The organism is Streptomyces acidicola, assembly GCF_009377235.1.
GTDB lineage: Bacteria > Actinomycetota > Actinomycetes > Streptomycetales > Streptomycetaceae > Streptomyces > Streptomyces acidicola.
Genome location: NZ_VMNX01000067.1, coordinates 1 through 19,579, shown reverse-complemented (window position 1 = coordinate 19,579; position 19,579 = coordinate 1). Strand labels below are relative to the sequence as shown.

The following is a 19,579-nucleotide window of genomic DNA, read 5'->3' as shown; positions in this document are numbered from 1 at the left end:
GACGGACGTCCTTCCAGACGGCCGTCGCCCGTTGTCCGGACCCGATGTCACAGGAGCCCTGAAGTGACCGAGCTCGCCGCGGTGAAGGCCGCGCTCAAGACCCAGGCCGTCGAGACGCCGTCGTGGGCGTACGGGAACTCGGGGACCCGCTTCAAGGTGTTCGCGCAGGCGGGTGTCCCCCGCACTCCACGGGAGAAACTGGCCGACGCGGCGAAGGTGCACGAGTACACGGGTGTCGCGCCGACCGTGGCGCTGCACATCCCGTGGGACACGGTGGACGACTATGCGGCGCTCGCGAAGTACGCCGAGGACCGCGGTGTGAAGCTGGGCGCGATCAACTCCAACACCTTCCAGGACGACGACTACAAGCTGGGGAGCATCTGCCACCCCAGCGCGGCGGTGCGGCGCAAGGCCGTTGATCATCTGCTGGAGTGCGTCGACATCATGGACGCGACGGGTTCGAGGGATCTGAAGCTGTGGTTCGCCGACGGTACGAACTATCCCGGTCAGGATGATGTGCGGGAGCGCCAGGACCGGCTCGCCGAAGGTCTCGCCGAGGTGTACGAGCGGCTCGGCGAGGGGCAGCGGATGCTGCTGGAGTACAAGTTCTTCGAGCCCGCCTTCTACACGACGGACGTCCCGGACTGGGGCACGGCCTACGCCCACTGCCTGAAGCTCGGGCCGAAGGCGCAGGTCGTCGTCGACACGGGGCACCACGCGCCGGGCACGAACATCGAGTTCATCGTCGCCACGCTGCTGCGGGAGGGCAAGCTCGGCGGGTTCGACTTCAACTCGCGGTTCTACGCGGACGACGACCTGATGGTGGGGGCCGCGGACCCGTTCCAGTTGTTCCGGATCATGTACGAGGTGGTGCGCGGGGGCGGGTTCACGCCCGAGGTCGCGTTCATGCTCGACCAGTGCCACAACATCGAGGCCAAGATCCCGGCGATCATCCGGTCGGTGATGAACGTGCAGGAGGCCACGGCGAAGGCGCTGCTGGTGGACCGGGAGGCGTTGCGCTCCGCGCAGGTGGCCGGGGATGTGCTGGGCGCCAATGCCGTGCTCATGGACGCCTACAACACCGACGTGCGGCCGTTGCTTCGTGAGGTGCGGGAGGAGATGGGGTTGGACCCCGACCCCATGGCGGCGTACGCCGCGTCCGGGTGGGCTGCGAAGGTTGTGGAGGAGCGGGTCGGTGGGCAGCAAGCGGGTTGGGGGGCGTGATCGCTGGGTCTCGTCTGCCGGGTGAGGCCCGGTCGCAGGCCGCGGGCCGGTTGTGGCTGGTCGCACCCACGCGGCGGAGCCGCACATTGAACACAGCCCCGCGCCCCTTGAGGGGCGCTCCCCGTACCCCATTCTTGAGAAGGACTGAACAGACATGGCACCTCACCCCGAAGCCGCCGCCCTCCTCGCCCGTTCGCACCGGCTCGGTGCCGACCCCCGTAACACCAACTACGCCGGCGGCAACGCCTCCGCGAAGGGCACCGAGACCGATCCGGTGACCGGCGGGGACGTCGAGCTGATGTGGGTGAAGGGGTCCGGGGGCGACCTCGGCACGCTCACCGAAGCAGGGCTCGCCGTGCTGCGCCTTGACCGGCTGCGGGCGCTCACCGAGGTGTATCCCGGTGTGGACCGCGAGGACGAGATGGTGGCCGCGTTCGACTACTGCCTGCACGGCAAGGGCGGTGCGGCTCCCTCCATCGACACGGCCATGCACGGGCTCGTGGACGCGGCCCACGTGGACCACCTGCACCCCGACTCCGGTATCGCGCTCGCCTGTGCGGCCGACGGCGAGAAGCTGACCGCCGAGTGCTTCGGGGACAGCGTGGTGTGGGTGCCGTGGCGTCGGCCCGGGTTCCAGCTCGGGCTGGACATCGCCGCGGTGAAGGCCGGCAACCCGGGGGCCATCGGGTGCGTCCTCGGCGGGCACGGGATCACGGCGTGGGGTGACACCGCCGAGGAGTGCGAGCGGAACTCGCTGCACATCATCCGGACCGCCGAGGCCTTCCTCGCCGAGCGGGGCAGGCCCGAGCCCTTCGGGCCCGTCATCGAGGGGTACGACGCGCTGCCCGAGGCCCAGCGGCGGGAGCGCGCCGCCGCGCTCGCGCCGTACGTCCGGGCGATCGCCTCTCAGGACCGGCCGCAGGTGGGGCACTTCGGCGACTCCGAGGTCGTCCTCGACTTCGTGGCCCGCGCCGAGCACCCGCGGCTGGCGGCGCTGGGGACGTCCTGCCCCGACCACTTCCTGCGGACCAAGGTGCGGCCGCTGGTGCTGGACCTGCCGCCCACGGCTCCGCTGGACGAGGCGGTCGCCCGGCTGGGCGAGCTGCACGCCGAGTACCGCGAGGAATACGCCGCCTACTACCAGCGGCACGCCGAGCCCGACTCCCCCGCCATGCGCGGCGCCGACCCGGCCATCGTCCTCATCCCCGGCGTGGGCATGTTCTCCTTCGGCAAGGACAAGCAGACCGCCCGGGTGGCCGGTGAGTTCTACGTCAACGCGATCAACGTGATGCGCGGGGCCGAGGCCGTGTCGACGTACGCGCCGATCGAGGAGTCGGAGAAGTTCCGTATCGAGTACTGGGCCCTGGAGGAGGCCAAGCTCCAGCGGATGCCGAAGCCCAAGCCGCTCGCGACACGGGTCGCGCTGGTGACGGGCGCGGGCAGCGGGATCGGGAAGGCCATCGCGCAGCGGCTCGTGGCCGAGGGGGCGTGTGTCGTCGTCGCCGATGTGAACGCCGAGGGCGCCGCCGCCGTCGCCGAGGAGCTGGGCGGGCCCGACAAGGCCGTCTCCGTCACCGTGGACGTCACGGACGAGGAGAGAATCGTCGCGGCCTTCAAGACGGCGGTGCTCGCCTTCGGCGGGGTCGACCTCGTCGTCAACAACGCCGGCATCTCCATCTCCAAGCCGCTGCTGGAGACGACCACGAAGGACTGGGACCTCCAGCACGACATCATGGCCCGCGGCTCGTTCCTCGTCTCGCGCGAGGCGGCCCGGGTGATGATCCGGCAGAAGCTCGGCGGCGACATCGTCTACATCGCCTCGAAGAACGCCGTCTTCGCCGGGCCCAACAACATCGCGTACTCCGCCACGAAGGCCGACCAGGCGCACCAGGTGCGGCTGCTGGCCGCCGAGCTGGGCGAGCACGGCATCCGCGTCAACGGGATCAACCCGGACGGGGTCGTGCGCGGCTCCGGGATCTTCGCCGGCGGGTGGGGAGCGAAGCGCGCCGCCGTGTACGGGGTGGAGGAGGAGAAGCTGGGCGAGTTCTACGCCCAGCGGACCATCCTCAAGCGGGAGGTGCTGCCGGAGCACGTCGCGAACGCGGTGTTCGCGCTGACGGGCGGCGACCTGACGCACACCACCGGGCTGCACGTCCCGGTCGACGCCGGCGTAGCCGCCGCCTTCCTGCGATGACTGCGGAGATGACCACGGACATGGGCACGGGCACGGGGGTGAAGGCCTTCGCCGCGGTCGATCTCGGCGCGTCCAGCGGGCGCGTCATGGTCGGCCGGGTGGGGGCCGGCTCCCTGGAGCTGACGGAGGCCCACCGCTTCCCGAACCGGCCGGTGCGCGTGCCGGAGGGGCTGCGGTGGGACGTCCTCGCGCTGTACGGGGGCGTGCTGGACGGGCTGCGGGCCGCCGGTGCCCGCTGCGGTGGCCGTCTCGACTCCGTCGGCATCGACAGTTGGGCCGTGGACTACGGCCTGCTGGACGCCGACGGTACCCTGCTCGGCAACCCGGTCCACTACCGGGACGCGCGCACCGAGGGCGTCGCCGAGAAGGTGTGGGCCACGCTGCCCGCCGCCGAGCTGTACGCGGCGACGGGGCTGCAGTACGCGCCCTTCAACACCCTGTACCAGCTGGCGGCCGCCCGCGAGTCTACCCAACTGGCGTACGCAAAACGGCTGTTGCTCATCCCCGACCTGCTGACGTACTGGCTCACGGGCGAGCCAGGCACCGAGCTCACCAACGCCTCGACCACCCAGCTGATCGACCCGCGCACCCGTGACTGGGCGTACGGCGTGGCGGCGCGCCTCGACATCGATCTGGAGCTGTTCGCGCCGCTGCGGCAGCCCGGGGACCCGGCGGGGCTGCTGCGGGAGCGGGTACTGGAGGAGACGGGGCTGACCGGTCCGGTGCCGGTGACGACGGTCGGCTCGCACGACACGGCGTCCGCGGTGGCCGCCGTCCCGGCTGCCGGTGAGCGCTTCGCGTACATCTGCACCGGCACCTGGTCCCTGGCGGGCCTGGAGCTGGACGCCCCCGTCCTCACCGAGGCGAGCCGGGCCGCCAACTTCACCAACGAGCTGGGCCTGGACGGCACGGTCCGCTACCTGCGGAACATCATGGGGCTGTGGCTGCTCCAGGAGTGCCTGCGGGAGTGGGGCGAACCGGATCTCGGTGAACTGCTGCGGGCGGCAGGCGAGTTGCCGGCGCTGCGGTCGGTGGTGGACGCGGGAGACGCGGCGTTCCTGGCGCCCGGACGGATGCCCGAGCGGATCGCCGAGGCGTGCCGGGAGTCGGGGCAGCCCGTGCCGGACACTCCCGCCGGGATCACCCGCTGCATCCTCGACTCGCTCGCCCTCGCCCACCGCCGGGCCGTCACCGAGGCCCAGGAGCTCGCCGATCACCCGGTCGACGTGGTCCACGTGGTCGGCGGCGGCACCCGCAACGCGCTGCTCTGCCAGCTCACCGCCGACGCCTGCGGGCTCCCGGTGGTGGCGGGCCCGGCGGAGGCGGCCGCGCTCGGCAACGTCCTCGTCCAGGCGCGGGCCCAGGGACTGGTCGGCGACCGCGTGGCGATGCGGCGGCTTCTCACCCGTACGCAGCCGCTGGAGCGATACGAGCCGCGCGGCGACACGGCGGCGTGGCGCGCGGCTCAGGCCCGGCTCACCACTCGCTGAGCGGGCCGGCTCACCACTCCGTGAGCGGGCCCCCTCCCCGTCAGGGCGCCCACGCCGTAACCTGCACTCATCCGATGATCGACCCCAAGGAGCCGCGATGCGTGTCGCCCTGTTCCTGACCTGCGTCAACGACACGCTCTATCCGGACACCGGCCGTGCCGTGGTGAAACTACTGACCAGGCTGGGCGTCGACGTCGACTTCCCCATGGGGCAGACCTGCTGCGGGCAGGCCCACTACAACACCGGGTACCGGCATGAGGCGGAGCCACTGGCCCGGCAGTTCTCCGATGTCTTCCGGGACTACGAGGCGATCGTGACGCCGTCCGGGTCGTGCGGCGCGATGGTGCGGGAGCTGTATCCACGCATGGGTGAGCGGGCGCGGGCGGAGGGGCGCGGGGACACGCTCGCACGCACGCTGGCGCCGGTCGTGCCGAAGACGTACGAGCTCACCGAGTTCCTGGTGGACGTGCTGGGCGTGACGGACGTGGGCGCGTACTACCCGCACACGGTGACCTACCACCCGACCTGCCACGGGCTGCGCAGCCTGGGCCTGGGCGACCGTCCCCGCCGGCTCCTGAAGGCGGTCAAGGGACTCGAACTGCGCGAGCTGCCCGGCGCCGACGAGTGCTGTGGCTTCGGTGGCACCTTCGCGGTGAAGAACTCCGATGTCTCGGCGGCCATGGGGACGGACAAGGTACACAACGCCGAGTCCACCGGAGCCGAGGTGCTGTGCGCGGCCGACAACTCCTGTCTGATGCACATCGGCGGCACGATGACCCGGCTGCGGACCGGGATGCGTCCGGTCCACATCGCCGAGATCCTGGCGAGTACGGAAGAGGAGCCTCTGGGATGAGCGAGACGTTCGTCGGGATGCCTGCGTTTCCCCCACCCGCCTTTCCTGCGTTCCCCAAGGCGGCCCGGGAGGCCGTCAACAACCCGACCCTGCGCGGCAACCTCCGCCACGCCACCCACACCATCCGCGCCAAGCGCGCCAGGGCGGTCGCCGAGGTCTCCGACTGGGCGGCGCTGCGCGAGGCGGGCAAGCAGATCAAGGACCACACGCTCCGCCATCTCGACCGCTACCTCGTGCAGTTGGAGGAGTCGGTCACACGGGCGGGCGGCACGGTCCACTGGGCGGCCGACGCCGACGAGGCCAACCGGATCGTGGCGGACCTCGTGAAGGCGACCGGCGAGAGAGAGGTCGTCAAGGTCAAGTCGATGGCCACGCAGGAGATCGGACTGAACGAGGCCCTGGAGGCCGAGGGCATCCACGCCTACGAGACCGATCTCGCCGAACTCATCGTGCAGTTGGGCAAGGACCGGCCCTCCCACATCCTCGTCCCGGCGATCCACCGCAACCGCGGCGAGATCCGCGACATCTTCGCCCGCGAGATGAGTGCGTGGGGCCGCCCGGCGCCCGAGGGCCTCACCGACACGCCCGCCGAACTCGCCGAGGCCGCCCGTCTCCATCTGCGAGAGAAGTTCCTGCGTGCCAAGGTCGGCATCTCCGGCGCCAACTTCATGGTCGCCGAGACCGGCACGCTGGTCGTCGTGGAGTCCGAGGGCAACGGCCGCATGTGCCTGACCCTGCCCGAGACACTGATCTCGGTGGTCGGCATCGAGAAGATCGTGCCCACCTGGCAGGACCTGGAGGTGTTCCTCCAGACCCTCCCCCGCTCCTCGACGGCCGAGCGCATGAACCCGTACACGTCGATGTGGACGGGCACGACGGACGCGGAGACGGCGGACGGTCCGCGCACCTTCCATCTGGTCCTGCTGGACAACGGCCGCACCGACACCCTCGCCGACGAGGTCGGACGCCAGGCCCTGCGCTGCATCCGCTGCTCGGCGTGCCTCAACGTCTGCCCGGTGTTCGAGCGGGCGGGCGGCCACGCGTACGGCTCGGTCTACCCGGGCCCGATCGGCGCCATCCTCAGTCCCCAACTCCGGGGCACGGCAAGCGAGATCGACGCTTCCCTGCCGTATGCATCGTCCCTGTGCGGCGCCTGCTACGAGGTGTGCCCGGTCGCCATCGACATCCCCGAGGTGCTGGTGCACCTGCGGGAGCGGGTCACGCAGGGCGGCCAGGTCACCCAGCGCGGCAACAAGGTCGTCCTCAAACCGGCCAAGGGCCACGCCGCCGAGCGCGCGGCGATGCGTGCGGCCCGCTGGGCGCTCAGCCGCCCCGGCGCCCTGCGCACCGGTCAGCGGCTCGCGTCCCGCACCCGCCGCCTCCACCCGCGCGCGTTGCCGGGGCCGGGGAAGGCGTGGACCGGGAGCCGCGACCTCCCCGCCGTCCCCGCGGAGCCGTTCCGCGACTGGTGGCAGCGCACCCACGGTGGAAAGGACAGCGGAAAGTGAGCAGCAGGGACGCGATCCTGGGCCGCGTACGGCGCGCACTCGCGGACGTACGCCAGGACGACACTCCCCCAGTGCCTGAACGGCCTGGGAGGTACCCCCAGTACGACGAGGCCATCGACCGGAGTTATCTGCGCGAGCACGGCGACCGGAGCGTCAAGGAGACGGTGGACCTCCTCGCCGAGAACCTGGCCGACTACCGGGCGCTCGTGCACCGCTGCACGGAGGAGGAGTTGCCGGAGGTGCTCATGCGGCTCCTCACCGAGCGAGGGTCGACGAGCGTGCTTGTCCCGCCGGAGCTGCCGCCCTCCTGGTTGAAGGCGGTGGACGCGACCCGTGTCCACGACCGTGCGGAGAGCACCCCGCATGAACTGGACCGTGTCGACAGCGTGGTGACGGGCTGCGCGGTCGCGATCGCCGAGACCGGCACCATCGTCCTGGACGGCTCGCCCGACCAGGGCCGCCGCCGCATCACCCTCGTCCCCGACCACCACATCTGCGTCGTACGCGTCCCCGGCCAGGTCGTCTCCTCGGTCCCGCAGGGCCTCGAACGCCTCGACGCGGCACGCCCGTTGACCTGGATCTCCGGTCCGTCGGCGACCAGTGACATCGAGTTGGACCGCGTCGAGGGGGTGCACGGTCCGCGCACCCTGGAGGTGGTGCTCGTGAGCGGTACGCCGCCCGAAGCCGAGGTCACCTCCCAGCACCTGGCTGTCTGAGGGACCCCGGGGGGTGTCGCTGGGTACACCCCCCGATACGGGTTCTGCGCCCAGTGTGGCCCCGCTCCGATCTCCGTAGCTTCGTTGGCGAGGCACACGGCGTGCCAGGACGGGGAGGGACGAGATGTTCCGGCGAAACAGGCGGGGCACGGCCGATGCGGGGCCCGCCCCGGAAGCGCTCCGGCTGGTCAAGGTCAGCAGGACGTACGGCAGCGACGACAGTGCCGTGACGGCGCTGGACGGGGTGACGCTCAGTCTGGCGCGGGGCACGTTCACCGCGGTGATGGGGCCTTCGGGGTCCGGCAAGTCCACGCTGTTGCAGTGCGCGGCGGGGCTGGACCGGCCCGACCGCGGCATCGTGGTGGTCGACGGCACGGAGATGACGGGTGACGGCGAGGCCGCGCTGACCCGGTTCCGGCGGGAGCGGATCGGGTTCGTGTTCCAGCAGTACAACCTGCTGCCGACGCTGACGGTGGCCCAGAACACCATCCTCCCGCTGAAGCTCGCCGGGCGGCGGGTCGACCGCCGCCGCGTGAAGGAGATGCTGACGGCGGTCGGTCTCGGTGACCGGCTCGGGCACCGGCCGGACCAGCTGTCCGGCGGGCAGCGGCAGCGGGTGGCGATCGCGCGGGCGCTGGTCACCGAACCGCGGGTGATCTTCGCGGACGAGCCGACGGGCGCGCTCGACACGCGCAGCGCGCGCGAGGTGCTGGAGCTGCTGCGGGATGCCGTACGGACGCACGGCCGGACCGTGGTGATGGTGACGCACGACCCGGTGGCCGCCTCGTACGCGGACTCCGTGGTGTTCCTCGCCGACGGACGGCTCGCGGGCGAGATGCCGGCACCCACGGTGGACGCGGTCGCGGAGCGGCTGGCGCACCTGGGCGACGGCGTGACGGCGGGGGTGTGAGCGATGTTCGTGCTGGCGATGCGTTCGATCCGGCAGCGGCCGGGGCGCTTCATGGCGACGCTGCTGTCCGCGTTCCTGGGCGCGGCGATCATCATGACGTTCAACTCGATGCACGACACGGCCGGGCAGCGGGGCGTCGACTCCGTGAGCGCGGAGACGCTGTCCACGACGGCGGCCGTCGTCGGCGGGTACGGCACGCTGCTGGTGTTCTTCGCTGTGGCGTCCACGGTGACGGTGAACATCCGTCAACGGACCGCTGAAATGGAGCTGTTGCGCTGCTCAGGGGCGACTCCGGGGCAGTTCAGGCGGATGGTCGTGGGTGAGTCGGTGGCGGTCGCCCTGATCGGGGCGGTCGTCGCGATCGGGCCCGCGATGCTGGGCGGGCGGCTGTTGCTGGAGATGTTCCAGGACACCGGTCAGGTCGCCGACTCGGTGTCGTACTCCTTCGGTCCCGTCGCCCTGCTGACGGGCATCGACATCACGCTGCTCGCGACGGTGGGCGCGGCCTTCCTCGCCGTACGGCGGGCGACACGGCGCCGACCACCGCGGGGCGGTGCGCGAACGCTGCTCGCGTACGCCGCGCTGGTCCTCGGTGCTCTGGGAGTGTGCTCCACGTTCGCGTTCTCCGCCACGGACGCCGCGCTGATGGCACCTCCCGTGTACGGGGCGGTCCTGCTGTCGGCCGGGTTCGCGCTTCTCACGCCGCGGCTGCTGTCGGGCATGCTCGGCCGGCTGCCGCTGGCCGGGGCGAGCGGCTGGGTGGCCGTGCGGACGCTGAGGGAGCGCGCGAGTCAGCTCTCCGGTGTACTCATGCCGTTGACTCTCTTCACCTGCTTGGCGACAGCGACGCTGTACATGCAGGCGGTCGAGAACGACGTCATCGACGCGTCCGGTGTGCCGAAGTCGGTCGACGCGAAGAACCTGGAGACCCTCAACCTCACGGTCGTCGGCATCATCGTGGTCTTCGCCTGCATCATGCTGGTCAACTCCCTGTACGCGGCGACGACGTACCGCCGCCGTGAGTTCGGCCAGCAGCGGCTGGCGGGCGCGACTCCGGGGCAGGTGCTGGGGGCGGTCGGCGTGGAGGGGCTGGTGCTGACGGCGACCGGTGTCTCCTTCGGTTCGGTGGCCGGGCTCGCCGGGATCCTGCCCTTCACGATGGTCCGTACGGACTCGGTGTGGCCGGAGCAGGGCCTGGGCATGTGGCTGGGCATCGTCGCGGTCGCGGCGGTGGCGACGCTGGGCACCAGCCTCGGCACGGCCCGGCGAACGCTGCGGACGCCGGCGGTGGAGGCGGTCGCGTTGGCCGCGTGAGCGTGTGGTCCCGCACGGCAACGGGCGGCTGCTTCGGGCGGCCGCCCGGGGCGTATGCCGCGACGACGGCGGCGGTCGATTTCGACGGTCTCGGCCTGCTGGAGCCCAGCCTGCTCTCCGTCGCCCACGGGCGCCCGGAGCAGACCGATGCGCAGCTGCCGGCCGAGGTGGACAGCGTCGCCGGTGTGGCCCGCAAGCCGTAGAGCGAACGGTCCGCGTGTGGCTGGTCAGGCCGTCGGCTCGCACTCCGCCAGTGCCTTCGCGGCCACGCTCAGGTCGGACACCAGCCCCGCGTACGCGGCCTCCCGGTCCTTGTCGGAGGCGCGCAGGATCGCCGACGGGTGCAGCGTCGCCACGACGTACGCACCCTGCTCCGCGCCCGGCATCCGGAGCAGGGCACCGCGGTCCTTCGTGACCCGGAACGAGCTGCCCATCAGGGCCTTGCCCGCGGTCGCGCCCAGGGCCACCACGACGTCGGGACGCGTCAGGTGCAGTTCGGCCAGCAGCCAGGGGCGGCAGGCGGAGATCTCACGCAGGTCCGGCGCCTTGTGGATGCGGCGTTTGCCGCCCGGGGTCACGGTGAACTTGAAGTGCTTGACCGCGTTGGTCACGTACGCCTCGTCCCGGTCGATGCCGGCCTCCTCCAGCGCCTTGCCGAGGAGCCGCCCGGCCGGCCCGACGAAGGGCTCGCCCCGCCTGTCCTCCTGGTCCCCGGGCTGTTCGCCGACCAGCATGATGCGGGCGGACTCGGGGCCCTTGCCGAAGACGGTCCGGGTGGCGTTCTCGTACAGGGGGCAGCCCTGGCAGCGCGCGGCGGCCCGCCGGTACGCGTCGAGGCCACCGCTGCGCGGCAGATACGGCCCGGCATCGTAGGCCTGGCTGCCGCTCGTGTTCTCCCGCGTGGTCTTCGAGGGGCACATGTGCGCTCACCTCCAGCGAGTCCGAGTACCCCCTCGGGTCCCGCGAACGCGTCGGGACCGCTCCTCAAGATGCGAACAGGCGCTCACCGCAGTGCCATGGAGACAAGAGACGGCTCGCGTCACGCGGGAGGGACGATGCCCTCACAGACCCATCCGGAAGGCAGCGACTTCCCGGAGACGGCGACGGACGCCACCGAACGGATCTTTGAGCTCGAAGAAGAGGTCCACCAGCTCAAGGAGGCCGTCACCTCGCATGCCGTCGTGGACCAGGCGATCGGCATGATCGTCGCCTGGGCCCGGGTCACGCCCGACCAGGGCTGGTCGGTCCTGCGGGAGGTTTCGCAGCACACGAACATCAAGCTGCGCAACATAGCCGAGATGATCATCATCTGGGGCCGCAACGGGGAACTGCCGCCGGAGATCCGGGCCGAGCTGGAGAACACCCTCGACCGCTACGGGCCCACCCAGTTCCCGGAGGAGCAGGCCGCACCCTAGGGGCGCGTGCCGGACACGTCGGAGTGGCGCCCGGGCGGCTCCGGCGTGTTTCAGCGGCTTCATCCTGGTTAGTTCGGAGCGTTGAGGCACGGTTCTGACGAACCCGTCCCGGGAGGGTTCGACAGTGAGCTCACCGTCCGGCCGCCCGGTCGAGGATTCTCGACCGGGCGGCTGGATCGACCGGGGTGGCTGGGCGGCTGGTTCGACGGCGCCAGACTCTTCTCGTGGGTCACACGGGCTCGGTGAGCATCTCGTCGCGCAGGCGGGCGCAGCAGCCGCTGATCAGCCGGGAGACGTGCATCTGGGAGATGCCGAGCTGCTGCGCGATGTGGCTCTGGGTCATACCGCGGAAGAACCGCAGGTAGAGAATGGTCCGCTCCCGTTCCGGGAGCGCGCGCAGGCATGGCTTGACGGACTCGCGGTCGACGACGAGGTCGAAGCCGCCGTCCGGTCCGCCGAGGGCGTCCCCCAGCGAGAAGCCGTCGTCGCTGCCCTGGAGCTCGGCGTCCAGCGACAGCGTGCTGAAGCAGTCCAGGGCCTCCATGCCGACGAGCACGTCCTCCTCGCTCAGATGGGCGTACTCGGCGATCTCGCCGACGGTCGGACTGCGCCCGGAGACCTCCTGCGACAGGTCCTTCGATGCCGAGCGCACCCGGTTGCGCAGGTCCTGGACGCGGCGCGGCACGTGCAGGACCCACATGTGGTCCCGGAAGTGCCGCTTGATCTCGCCGGTGATGGTGGGGACGGCGTAGCTCTCGAAGGCGTTGCCCCGCACCGGGTCGTAGCGGTCGACGGCCTTGACGAGGCCGAGCGCCGCCACCTGGCAGAGGTCTTCGAGGGACTCGCCGCGCCCCCGGAACCGGACGGCGATCCGCTCGGCCATGGGCAGCCACGCCTGGACGATCTCGTCACGCAGCGTCTGGCGCTCCGGCCCGTCCGGCAGCGCCCGGAGCCTGTCGAACGCGTCGGCCGTGTCGGGGGCGTCGTCGTGCGGGTGTTGCCTCGTTCTCACGGTGATGCGCATGTGCGTCGCATCTCCCTCCACGAGTGACCGGGCAGTCACCATGGGAGGGCGCGCACTCGGACCGTACGGGGAGACATTCGGGGCCTGGCGCACCAGCTCCCACGGACGTGCCTCCTGTCCGAAGCACTAAACGCTCATTTCCCGCCATTCGGACCAAAGAAACAATTCAGATGGCCCGATTTCCGGTAGCGGGTTCGGTGGCGCCGCCGATCGCGCAGGTGACCTGCGGCCACGCGTCGGCGCCGGAACGCTGTCCGGCGCCGGCGAGTCGCGTACTCAGTGGCCGGTGCTCTCGCCGCTCTCACCGCTCTCGGTGATGTGGATGTGCCGGGGCTTGTCGACCTCCGCCTTGGGGACGGTGATCGAGACCACGCCGTCCGACATGTCCGCCTTGATCTTCTCGGTGTCGATGTTTCCGGGGTATCCCGGCATCCGCAACCGGTACTCGAAGGCGCCGGTCCGGCGGGTGCTCCGGCGCAGGACTCCCTCGCGCTCCTTCTCCTCGACCGCTCCGGTGACGACCAGTTCCTGGCCACCGGCCTCGATGTCGACGTCCTTGCTCCTGACACCGGGGAGTTCGATCTCGACGTGGAACGCGTCGTCGGTTTCCCTGACGTCCGCGAGGGGTGTCCACGCGACCGCGGGGGCCGTGCCGCCCACCGTGGATTCGATCAGCCCGCTCATCTGGTTGAGGAGTTCATCGAATTCCAGCAGCGGATTGCGTGCCCACCCGAGGGGCCGCTCCGTCGTCGCTCCGCCACTCCGCCGGCTCCGCACGGGCAAGGTCATCGCCCATCACCTGCCCTTCTTTCCCGGATCCGTTCCGGGATTCGTTCGTGGATGGCGGCATGCCTCGCCTGCGGGGCGGCCCTGGTGGAGAAGTTCGACCACCGGCTCAACCTGCCGGGGGCGACAAGGGTCTGGAAGATCATGACGGGCGGTCCCGGCTGAGGCACTCACGGGCTGGGGCGCTCGCGCACCACAACGACCAGGGCCGCCCTGCGCGCATCGCCGCGCTGGTCGGCCGGCCTTTTGACGACACACCGTCCTTTCGGCGACTTCGTGCGGGTCGTCGGCCTAACCCTGTGACTTGGCGTAGTCCTTCGCCATGCCACCCGCGAAGTCGTAAATCACGCACTGTTCGTCACCCACGACCCATGCGTCGTGCCCGGGCGGGACGACGAAGGCCTCGCCTGCTTCGAGCTCGGCTTCCTCACCGTCCTCCATACGGATACGCATACGTCCCTGGACGACGTAGCCGTTGTGGTGGACTTGGCAGTGCTCCGTGCCCATGATCGGGGCCACGGACTCCGTCCAGCGCCAGCCGGGATCGAAGGTGGCCACGGCGAAGTCCAGTCCGGTCAGGTGGACTGCCTCCAGGTGTCCGCGCGGGAAATCGCGCCGTTCGTCGGGCTTGCCGACCATTTTCGCCTCAATCATGACGGCTCCCTGTATTCCGGCAATTCCGCTCCCCCTGTCCATCGTCCGTCTGTCAAGCCGGGACTGCCATCGGAGGGACAGCGGTGACGGGCTCCGCTGGTGCCGTCCCGTCCCGACCCGCTGAAGTCCACTCCCCCGGCGGTCTTCGGCGTGGGCCGCCCAGGGGAAAACACAGTTCATCAGCAGCCGGGTGCCGGGCCCGGTCCCGGGCCGTGCTTACCGTGGCGGACCATGCACGAGCTGTCGATCGCCGCCGTCGTCGTGGAGAGCGCCGAGGGCGTCGCCCGCGTGCACGGGGCGGACGCGGTGGCGGGTGTGGTCCCGGACGCGCTGCGCTGCTCGTTCTCGCTCGTCGCCGAGGGCATCGCGCTGGACCGCGCCGAACTGGTCGTCGAGGAGGTATCAGTGCGGGCCCGCTGCGGCGACTGCGACGCGCGGTTCGCGGTCGGTTCGCCGGCCGCGCTGTGGTGCCCGCGCTGCGACACCCCGGCGGCCGAACTGCTGACCGGGCGGGAACTGGAACTGGCGGAGGTACGAATGGCAGGGAGCCCGTGATGTGCCGCAGCGTCGACGTACGGACGGCCGTGCCGGCCAGGAACGACGGTCTGGCCGCGGAGCTCCGCGCCGATCTGGCGCGGCGGCGGGTGACCGCCGTCAGTCTGCTCTCCAGCCCCGGCAGCGGCAAGACCGCGCTGCTGGAGGTGGTGCTGCGCCGTGCCCGCGAGCGGGGACTGGCCGTCGCCGCGCTCACCGCGGGCCTGGCCACGGAGAACGACGCCCGCCGCCTCGCCCGCTCCGGAGCGCCCGTGAAGCAGGTGCTGACCGGTGGCCTGTGCCACCTTGAGGCCGCGCAGGTGTCCGGCCTCATCGACGGCTGGCTCCCGGACGGAACCCGCCTGCTGTTCGTGGAGAACGTCGGGAACCTGGTCTGTCCCGCCTCCTACGACCTGGGCGAGACGCTGCGCGTGACGCTGATGTCGGTGACGGAGGGCGAGGACAAGCCGCTGAAGTACCCGCCCGCCTTCGGCGCGGCCCATCTCGTGGTGCTGACGAAGACGGATCTCTCGGACGCCACCGGCTTCGACGACGCCGCCTTCGCGACGGCCGTGGAACGCGTCAATCCCGGCGTGGAGATCCTGCGCACCTCGTCCCGTGACGGGCGGGGCGTCGACATCCTGCTCGACCGCGTCCTCGCCGTCGCGGACGGAGCGGCGCCGCACGCCCCGCTGCTCGCGGTGGATCACCCGCGCCGCCAGGGCCACGACAACGGCCCCGCCGAGGCCCACGACGCTCACGGCCAGGGGCGGGTGTCCCGGGCCGCCGTCACGTGACCTCCGCGACGACGACCCCGAGCACGGCCGCCCCGAACACGGCCGCACCGTCCGCGGAACGGCGGCGGGTGACCGTGCGCGGGACCGTGCAGGGCGTGGGGTTCCGGCCCTTCGTGCACCGGCTGGCGGCGGAGCTGGGCCTCGCGGGCCACGTACGCAACGGCATCGAGGGCGTGGTCGCCGAGGTGGAGGGCGCCCCGGACTCGGTGGCCGAGTTCTGCCGGGCACTGGCCGAGAGACCACCGCCGCTGGCGGACGTGCAGGAGGTGGCGTACGAGACCGTCCCGGCTCTCGGCGCGGGCAGTTTCGTCATCCACACGTCCGAGGACGGCGGCACGGGCCGGACGCTCATTCCGCCGGACACCGCGACGTGCGAGGACTGTCTGCGGGAGCTGGCGGACCCGGCGGACCGCCGCCACCGGCACCCGTTCATCACGTGCACGCACTGCGGCCCCCGCTTCACCATCTCCACAGGCGTGCCCTACGACCGGGCGACGACCACCATGTCCGTGTTCCCCCTGTGCCGGGACTGCGCCACCGAGTACGCGAACCCGGCCGACCGCCGGTTCCACGCCCAGCCGGTGGCGTGCCACGACTGCGGGCCCAGGCTGCGGCTCACCGTCCCCGGCACACGCCCCCACGAGGGCGGGCCGGCTCTCGCCGAGGCCCGGCTGCTGCTGGCACGGGGTGCTGTACTGGCCGTCAAGGGGCTCGGCGGCTACCACCTGGCCTGCGACGCCGCCGACGAGCGGGCCGTCGCCGCCCTGCGCGCACGCAAGGAGCGCGGCGGCAAACCGTTCGCGGTCATGTGCGCCGACCTGGCGGCGGCCGAGCGGCTGGCCCACGTCGCCCCGGAGGAACAGTCGGTTCTGACGGGCCGTCGGCGCCCGATCGTGCTGCTGCGCCGTAGGGCTCAGGCCGCCGGGCTGGCGGAGGCGGTGTGCCCGGGCAGCCCGGACGTCGGGGTGATGCTCCCGTACACCCCCCTGCACCGGCTGCTGTTCGGCCTGCCGGGCGATCCGCCGGGTCCCCGGGTGCTGGTGATGACCAGCGGCAACCGTGCCGGGGAACCGATCGTCACCGACGACGCCGAGGCGCTGGAGCGGCTCACCGGGATCGCTGACGCCTGGCTGTGGCACGACCAGGTCATCGAGGCGCCCTGCGACGACTCCGTGGTGCGTGTCCGGGCGGACGGGGGCGGCGAGGTCGTACTGCGCCGGTCGCGCGGCCATGTCCCGGAGCCGGTCGCGCTGCCGGTGCCCATCACCCCGGCGCTGGCCGTGGGCGGTGATCTGAAGAACGCCCTGTGTCTCGGGGCGGACGGCGTCGCCTGGTTCTCCCCGCACATCGGCGACCTGGCCGACCTGACCGCCGTACGGACCTTCGAGCGGGCCGAGGGACGTCTGCGGGCGCTGACCGGGGTCGCCCCGGAGCTGCTGGCGGCCGACCGGCATCCGGGGTACCACTCGTCCCGCTGGGCGCGGCGTACGGCGCAGGCGCGCGGCATCGACCTGCACCCGGTGCAGCATCACCACGCCCATATCGCGTCCGTGATGGCCGAGCACGGTCTGGACGGCGGTGCGCGCGTCATCGGCGTCGCCTTCGACGGCACGGGGTACGGCGACGACGGGGCGATCTGGGGCGGTGAGGTGCTGATCGCCGGCTACGACGGCTACCGCCTCTTCGCCCGGCTGCCGTACGCGCAGCTGCCCGGCGGTGACGCGGGCGTGGCCGATCCGTGCCGTGTGGCGCTGGCGCGGTTGCGGGCCGCCTGCCTGCCCTGGGATGCGGACATGCCCTGCGTCGCCGCCTGCACGCCCGCCGAACTACGCCTGCTGGACCGGCAGTTGGACCTCGACATCGGCTGTGTGCCGACGTCCAGCATGGGCCGGCTCTTCGATGTGGTCGCCTCCCTGGCCGGGGTCTGCCACCGCGCACGCTACGAGGCGCAGGCCACGATCGAGCTGGAGGCGGCGGCGGTCCTCGCCTGGCCGGAGAAGACCGGGGCATACCACTTCGCCGGCGGCCTGGACCCGGGGCCGGTGCTGGCCGCGATCGTGGCCGACCTGCGGCACGGGGTGCCCGTTCCTGTGATCGCCGCCCGCTTCCACCGTGCGGTCGCGGCGGCGGTGGCGAAGGTCTGCCGGGCCGCCCGCCGGGAGACGGGAGCGGCCGTGGCCGCGCTGTCGGGCGGAGTGTTCGCCAACGCGCTGCTCGACTCCGCCTGCGCGGCGCTGCTGGCGGAGGACGGTTTCACGGTGCTCCGCCACCGGCGGGTCCCGCCGGGCGACGGCGGTCTCGCGCTCGGCCAGTTGGTCGCCGCAGCTCACAGGGACGACACGTAGGACGTTGAAGAGGGGCGCTGGAGACGGGCGCTGAAGGAGGACGCCGGCGAAGGGTGGGACGCCGGGTGGGGGTGGGTGTCGTCGGAGCGACGCCCACCCCCGTGGACGGTCAACTGCACTTACGTCCGGTGTTGATGCACTGGGTCATCTTCTTCATCAGCCGCTCGTCGAAGACGTTGATGAAGTCGTCGTGGTCGGTGACCGGCTTGTGCGCCTGCTCGGGGAAGCCGTCAACGGCGAAGAACGGACGGGTCTTCCCGTTGTCCTTCAGGCTGGGCGCGTCCACGTCGTAGACCAGACGGTGCACCAGTTGCGGAATGGCCTTGAAGCCGCTCGGGCACTTGCCGCTCGCGTCGGCGAAGGCCACGTGCGTACGGTGGTTGGCGCTGTCGATGTTGCTGCCGTCCCAGCAGCTCTGGTACTTGAACGTACGCACCACATCGCTGCCCGACGGGCAGAGGGGGTACTTGTCCTTCAGCTGCACCTTGTTCTCGAAGCCGGTGCAGCTCCAGGAGGCGTTGGCGTTGGCCGTCCCGTTGGTGAACGCCTTGGCGTCACCGGTGATGATGCGCAGGAACTTCGGCATCGCCACCACCTTGCCACGGGGGCTGCCGACGAAGGTCAGGGTGGACTGCTTGGCCGTCAGGATCTTGCCGATGTTGCCCTCGGCGCCGCCGCCCTGCTGGTCCGCGTCGAACTCCTTGCTGCCGTCCTGCAGACGCAGCACCGGCCAGTAGTAGGAGGACTTGTCGCTGCGGTTCTGGCAACTGGTCTTGGCCTTGGCGAAGTCCTGGTCGGTCGCGAAGGCGTCGTTGGACTGGTTGCCGACGTAGTCGTGCGTGTGGTGTGCGCCGTTGGTGACACCGGGCGCGACGATGACGTTGTCGGTGTTGTACAGCTTGTTGGCGTTCACGCCGCACTTGGTGGCGAACGCGCCCTTCGAAGCCTTCCCCGACTTGCGCTGTGCGCTCACATTGGGGCGGACCTTGGTGATGTCCACGTAGTCGGCGGCGGCGGGGCCGCCGACGGCCGGCTGTCCGGCATTGCCGTTGCCGCCACCCTGGTTGCCGCCCTGGTTGTTGCCACCCTGATTGTTGTTGCCGCCCTGGTTGTTGCCCTGACCGGCGTTGGTCTGGTTACCACCGGTGGACAGCAACTTGCAGGTGGCCAGAGCCTCAAGGCCCTGCGGCTTGGCCGCCGAGCGGCCGATGGCGATGACGATCCGGTCGATCGTGGCCGTCCGCTTGTCCTTCAGCGGACTCACGATCGCGTTCTGCGCGAAGTTGGCGTCCTGCTGAATCGCCCGCTGGGACGTGGCAAGACGCTGGTAGGCCTCGGATATCTGCTTGTCGAGGAGCGCCAGTTCCTTGTCCACCTGAGACCGCGCCTGGTCGGGAACCGCCTTCAACTGCTGGCCGACGTCGGGGCAGTCGATGGTGGAGGCCGCCGTCGCCGCCAACTGATTCTGGGCGGAACGCTGCGCCGTGTTGGTCTCACCGGCTGAGGCGTAGATGTTGGCCGCCACGATTCCACCGGCTCCCATGGCCAGTGCTGCCACCGCGCCCACCGCTCGAACGGTGGTCTTCGATCTCTTTCGCGTGTTGCGTCTCATCAGGCCTCTCTGAAACTTCCTCTGAGCCGGCGATTACGTCCGGTGTGTGTGAAGCTCCCTTGGATACGGATCTGAGCGCCGATTGTTCAGCGAATTCTCAGATTCATGGTTTCCTCCATGCGCGAAACCGGCATTGATCCCCGAATCCGGCGTGAGGCGACAGAGTCGGACTATCAGGGCGTGAAGCGCCCACCCCCGGCATC

18 protein-coding genes are annotated in these 19,579 nt (G+C 71.0%); 13 read left to right on the top strand and 5 right to left on the bottom strand.

Annotated features, from left to right (window positions below):
• The first annotated feature begins 63 nt into the window (after positions 1 to 63).
• From rhaI to FPZ41_RS19220, 9 genes are all read left to right on the top strand, one after another.
• Positions 64 to 1,224, top strand: coding sequence for an L-rhamnose isomerase (rhaI, locus tag FPZ41_RS19260; RefSeq protein ID WP_322620430.1), 1,161 nt, complete (start codon positions 64 to 66; stop codon positions 1,222 to 1,224).
• A 154-nt stretch (positions 1,225 to 1,378) separates the two neighbouring features.
• Complete coding sequence (locus tag FPZ41_RS19255; protein WP_152864257.1) at positions 1,379 to 3,418, top strand: bifunctional aldolase/short-chain dehydrogenase; 2,040 nt, start codon at positions 1,379 to 1,381, stop codon at positions 3,416 to 3,418.
• A complete protein-coding gene (locus FPZ41_RS19250) occupies positions 3,415 to 4,908 on the top strand; it encodes a rhamnulokinase (RefSeq protein WP_228022834.1) in 1,494 nt (497 codons plus the stop codon). The genes FPZ41_RS19255 and FPZ41_RS19250 overlap by 4 nt, the downstream gene beginning before the upstream one ends.
• A gap of 97 nt (positions 4,909 to 5,005) precedes the next feature.
• The gene (locus tag FPZ41_RS19245) at positions 5,006 to 5,761 is read left to right on the top strand and encodes a (Fe-S)-binding protein (RefSeq protein ID WP_152864255.1); all 756 of its coding nucleotides are present in this window, start codon (positions 5,006 to 5,008) and stop codon (positions 5,759 to 5,761) included.
• Entirely contained in the window at positions 5,758 to 7,269 is a 1,512-nt protein-coding gene (locus FPZ41_RS19240) for a LutB/LldF family L-lactate oxidation iron-sulfur protein (RefSeq protein ID WP_152864253.1), read from the top strand. Before FPZ41_RS19245 ends, FPZ41_RS19240 begins: the two co-directional genes overlap by 4 nt.
• Positions 7,266 to 7,985 carry a LutC/YkgG family protein gene (locus FPZ41_RS19235; RefSeq protein ID WP_322620429.1) on the top strand — a complete coding sequence of 240 codons (720 nt, stop codon included), beginning with the start codon at positions 7,266 to 7,268 and terminating at the stop codon, positions 7,983 to 7,985. The genes FPZ41_RS19240 and FPZ41_RS19235 overlap by 4 nt, the downstream gene beginning before the upstream one ends.
• A 124-nt stretch (positions 7,986 to 8,109) precedes the next feature.
• On the top strand, positions 8,110 to 8,895 hold the full coding sequence (locus FPZ41_RS19230; RefSeq protein WP_152864251.1) for an ABC transporter ATP-binding protein: 786 nt from the start codon (positions 8,110 to 8,112) through the stop codon (positions 8,893 to 8,895).
• A 3-nt stretch (positions 8,896 to 8,898) separates the two neighbouring features.
• A complete protein-coding gene (locus tag FPZ41_RS19225; RefSeq protein ID WP_152864249.1) occupies positions 8,899 to 10,209 on the top strand; it encodes an ABC transporter permease in 1,311 nt (436 codons plus the stop codon).
• Positions 10,206 to 10,412: a hypothetical protein gene (locus FPZ41_RS19220; RefSeq protein WP_152864247.1), complete on the top strand. Its 207-nt coding sequence runs from the start codon at positions 10,206 to 10,208 to the stop codon at positions 10,410 to 10,412. Before FPZ41_RS19225 ends, FPZ41_RS19220 begins: the two co-directional genes overlap by 4 nt.
• A gap of 24 nt (positions 10,413 to 10,436) precedes the next feature.
• On the opposite strand, the gene FPZ41_RS19215 is transcribed toward FPZ41_RS19220, so the two are convergent.
• On the bottom strand, positions 10,437 to 11,129 hold the full coding sequence (locus FPZ41_RS19215) for a UdgX family uracil-DNA binding protein (RefSeq protein ID WP_152864245.1): 693 nt from the start codon (positions 11,127 to 11,129) through the stop codon (positions 10,437 to 10,439).
• A gap of 135 nt (positions 11,130 to 11,264) precedes the next feature.
• Here FPZ41_RS19215 and FPZ41_RS19210 point away from each other — a divergent pair, with 135 nt between their 5' ends.
• Positions 11,265 to 11,624 (top strand): ANTAR domain-containing protein, encoded by a 360-nt coding sequence (locus tag FPZ41_RS19210; protein ID WP_152864243.1) that lies wholly within the window; start codon positions 11,265 to 11,267, stop codon positions 11,622 to 11,624.
• Between the two features lie 229 nt (positions 11,625 to 11,853).
• On the opposite strand, the gene FPZ41_RS19205 is transcribed toward FPZ41_RS19210, so the two are convergent.
• The 3 genes from FPZ41_RS19205 to FPZ41_RS19195 all read right to left on the bottom strand — a co-directional run bounded on the left by FPZ41_RS19205 (position 11,854) and on the right by FPZ41_RS19195 (position 14,088).
• Positions 11,854 to 12,648, bottom strand: a complete 795-nt coding sequence (locus FPZ41_RS19205; protein WP_131561775.1) for an RNA polymerase sigma factor SigF — start codon at positions 12,646 to 12,648, stop codon at positions 11,854 to 11,856.
• 276 nt (positions 12,649 to 12,924) lie between these two features.
• A complete protein-coding gene (locus FPZ41_RS19200; RefSeq protein WP_152864241.1) occupies positions 12,925 to 13,437 on the bottom strand; it encodes an Hsp20/alpha crystallin family protein in 513 nt (170 codons plus the stop codon).
• Positions 13,438 to 13,725: 288 nt separating this feature from the next.
• Positions 13,726 to 14,088 (bottom strand): cupin domain-containing protein, encoded by a 363-nt coding sequence (locus FPZ41_RS19195; protein ID WP_131561778.1) that lies wholly within the window; start codon positions 14,086 to 14,088, stop codon positions 13,726 to 13,728.
• 231 nt (positions 14,089 to 14,319) lie between these two features.
• Between FPZ41_RS19195 and FPZ41_RS19190 the strand changes: the two genes are divergently transcribed.
• The 3 genes from FPZ41_RS19190 to hypF are packed head-to-tail and all read left to right on the top strand — an operon-like array spanning position 14,320 to position 17,764.
• Positions 14,320 to 14,643 carry a hydrogenase maturation nickel metallochaperone HypA/HybF gene (locus FPZ41_RS19190; RefSeq protein ID WP_152864239.1) on the top strand — a complete coding sequence of 108 codons (324 nt, stop codon included), beginning with the start codon at positions 14,320 to 14,322 and terminating at the stop codon, positions 14,641 to 14,643.
• Positions 14,643 to 15,419 carry a hydrogenase nickel incorporation protein HypB gene (gene hypB / locus FPZ41_RS19185; RefSeq protein WP_152864237.1) on the top strand — a complete coding sequence of 259 codons (777 nt, stop codon included), beginning with the start codon at positions 14,643 to 14,645 and terminating at the stop codon, positions 15,417 to 15,419. Before FPZ41_RS19190 ends, hypB begins: the two co-directional genes overlap by 1 nt.
• A complete protein-coding gene (hypF, locus tag FPZ41_RS19180; protein ID WP_322620428.1) occupies positions 15,416 to 17,764 on the top strand; it encodes a carbamoyltransferase HypF in 2,349 nt (782 codons plus the stop codon). The genes hypB and hypF overlap by 4 nt, the downstream gene beginning before the upstream one ends.
• A 109-nt stretch (positions 17,765 to 17,873) precedes the next feature.
• On the opposite strand, the gene FPZ41_RS19175 is transcribed toward hypF, so the two are convergent.
• Positions 17,874 to 19,376 carry a DUF1996 domain-containing protein gene (locus FPZ41_RS19175; protein WP_152864235.1) on the bottom strand — a complete coding sequence of 501 codons (1,503 nt, stop codon included), beginning with the start codon at positions 19,374 to 19,376 and terminating at the stop codon, positions 17,874 to 17,876.
• Between the last annotated feature and the right edge of the window lie 203 nt (positions 19,377 to 19,579).

Coding starts and splice junctions, on each gene's coding strand:
- FPZ41_RS19255 (WP_152864257.1), top strand. CDS start 1,379: ATGGCACCTCACCCCGAAGCCGCCGCCCTCCTCGCCCGTTCGCACCGG.
- FPZ41_RS19250 (WP_228022834.1), top strand. CDS start 3,415: ATGACTGCGGAGATGACCACGGACATGGGCACGGGCACGGGGGTGAAG.
- FPZ41_RS19245 (WP_152864255.1), top strand. CDS start 5,006: ATGCGTGTCGCCCTGTTCCTGACCTGCGTCAACGACACGCTCTATCCG.
- FPZ41_RS19240 (WP_152864253.1), top strand. CDS start 5,758: ATGAGCGAGACGTTCGTCGGGATGCCTGCGTTTCCCCCACCCGCCTTT.
- FPZ41_RS19230 (WP_152864251.1), top strand. CDS start 8,110: ATGTTCCGGCGAAACAGGCGGGGCACGGCCGATGCGGGGCCCGCCCCG.
- FPZ41_RS19225 (WP_152864249.1), top strand. CDS start 8,899: ATGTTCGTGCTGGCGATGCGTTCGATCCGGCAGCGGCCGGGGCGCTTC.
- FPZ41_RS19215 (WP_152864245.1), bottom strand. CDS start 11,129: ATGTGCCCCTCGAAGACCACGCGGGAGAACACGAGCGGCAGCCAGGCC.
- FPZ41_RS19210 (WP_152864243.1), top strand. CDS start 11,265: ATGCCCTCACAGACCCATCCGGAAGGCAGCGACTTCCCGGAGACGGCG.
- FPZ41_RS19205 (WP_131561775.1), bottom strand. CDS start 12,648: ATGCGCATCACCGTGAGAACGAGGCAACACCCGCACGACGACGCCCCC.
- FPZ41_RS19200 (WP_152864241.1), bottom strand. CDS start 13,437: ATGACCTTGCCCGTGCGGAGCCGGCGGAGTGGCGGAGCGACGACGGAG.
- FPZ41_RS19195 (WP_131561778.1), bottom strand. CDS start 14,088: ATGATTGAGGCGAAAATGGTCGGCAAGCCCGACGAACGGCGCGATTTC.
- FPZ41_RS19190 (WP_152864239.1), top strand. CDS start 14,320: ATGCACGAGCTGTCGATCGCCGCCGTCGTCGTGGAGAGCGCCGAGGGC.
- hypB (WP_152864237.1), top strand. CDS start 14,643: ATGTGCCGCAGCGTCGACGTACGGACGGCCGTGCCGGCCAGGAACGAC.
- FPZ41_RS19175 (WP_152864235.1), bottom strand. CDS start 19,376: ATGAGACGCAACACGCGAAAGAGATCGAAGACCACCGTTCGAGCGGTG.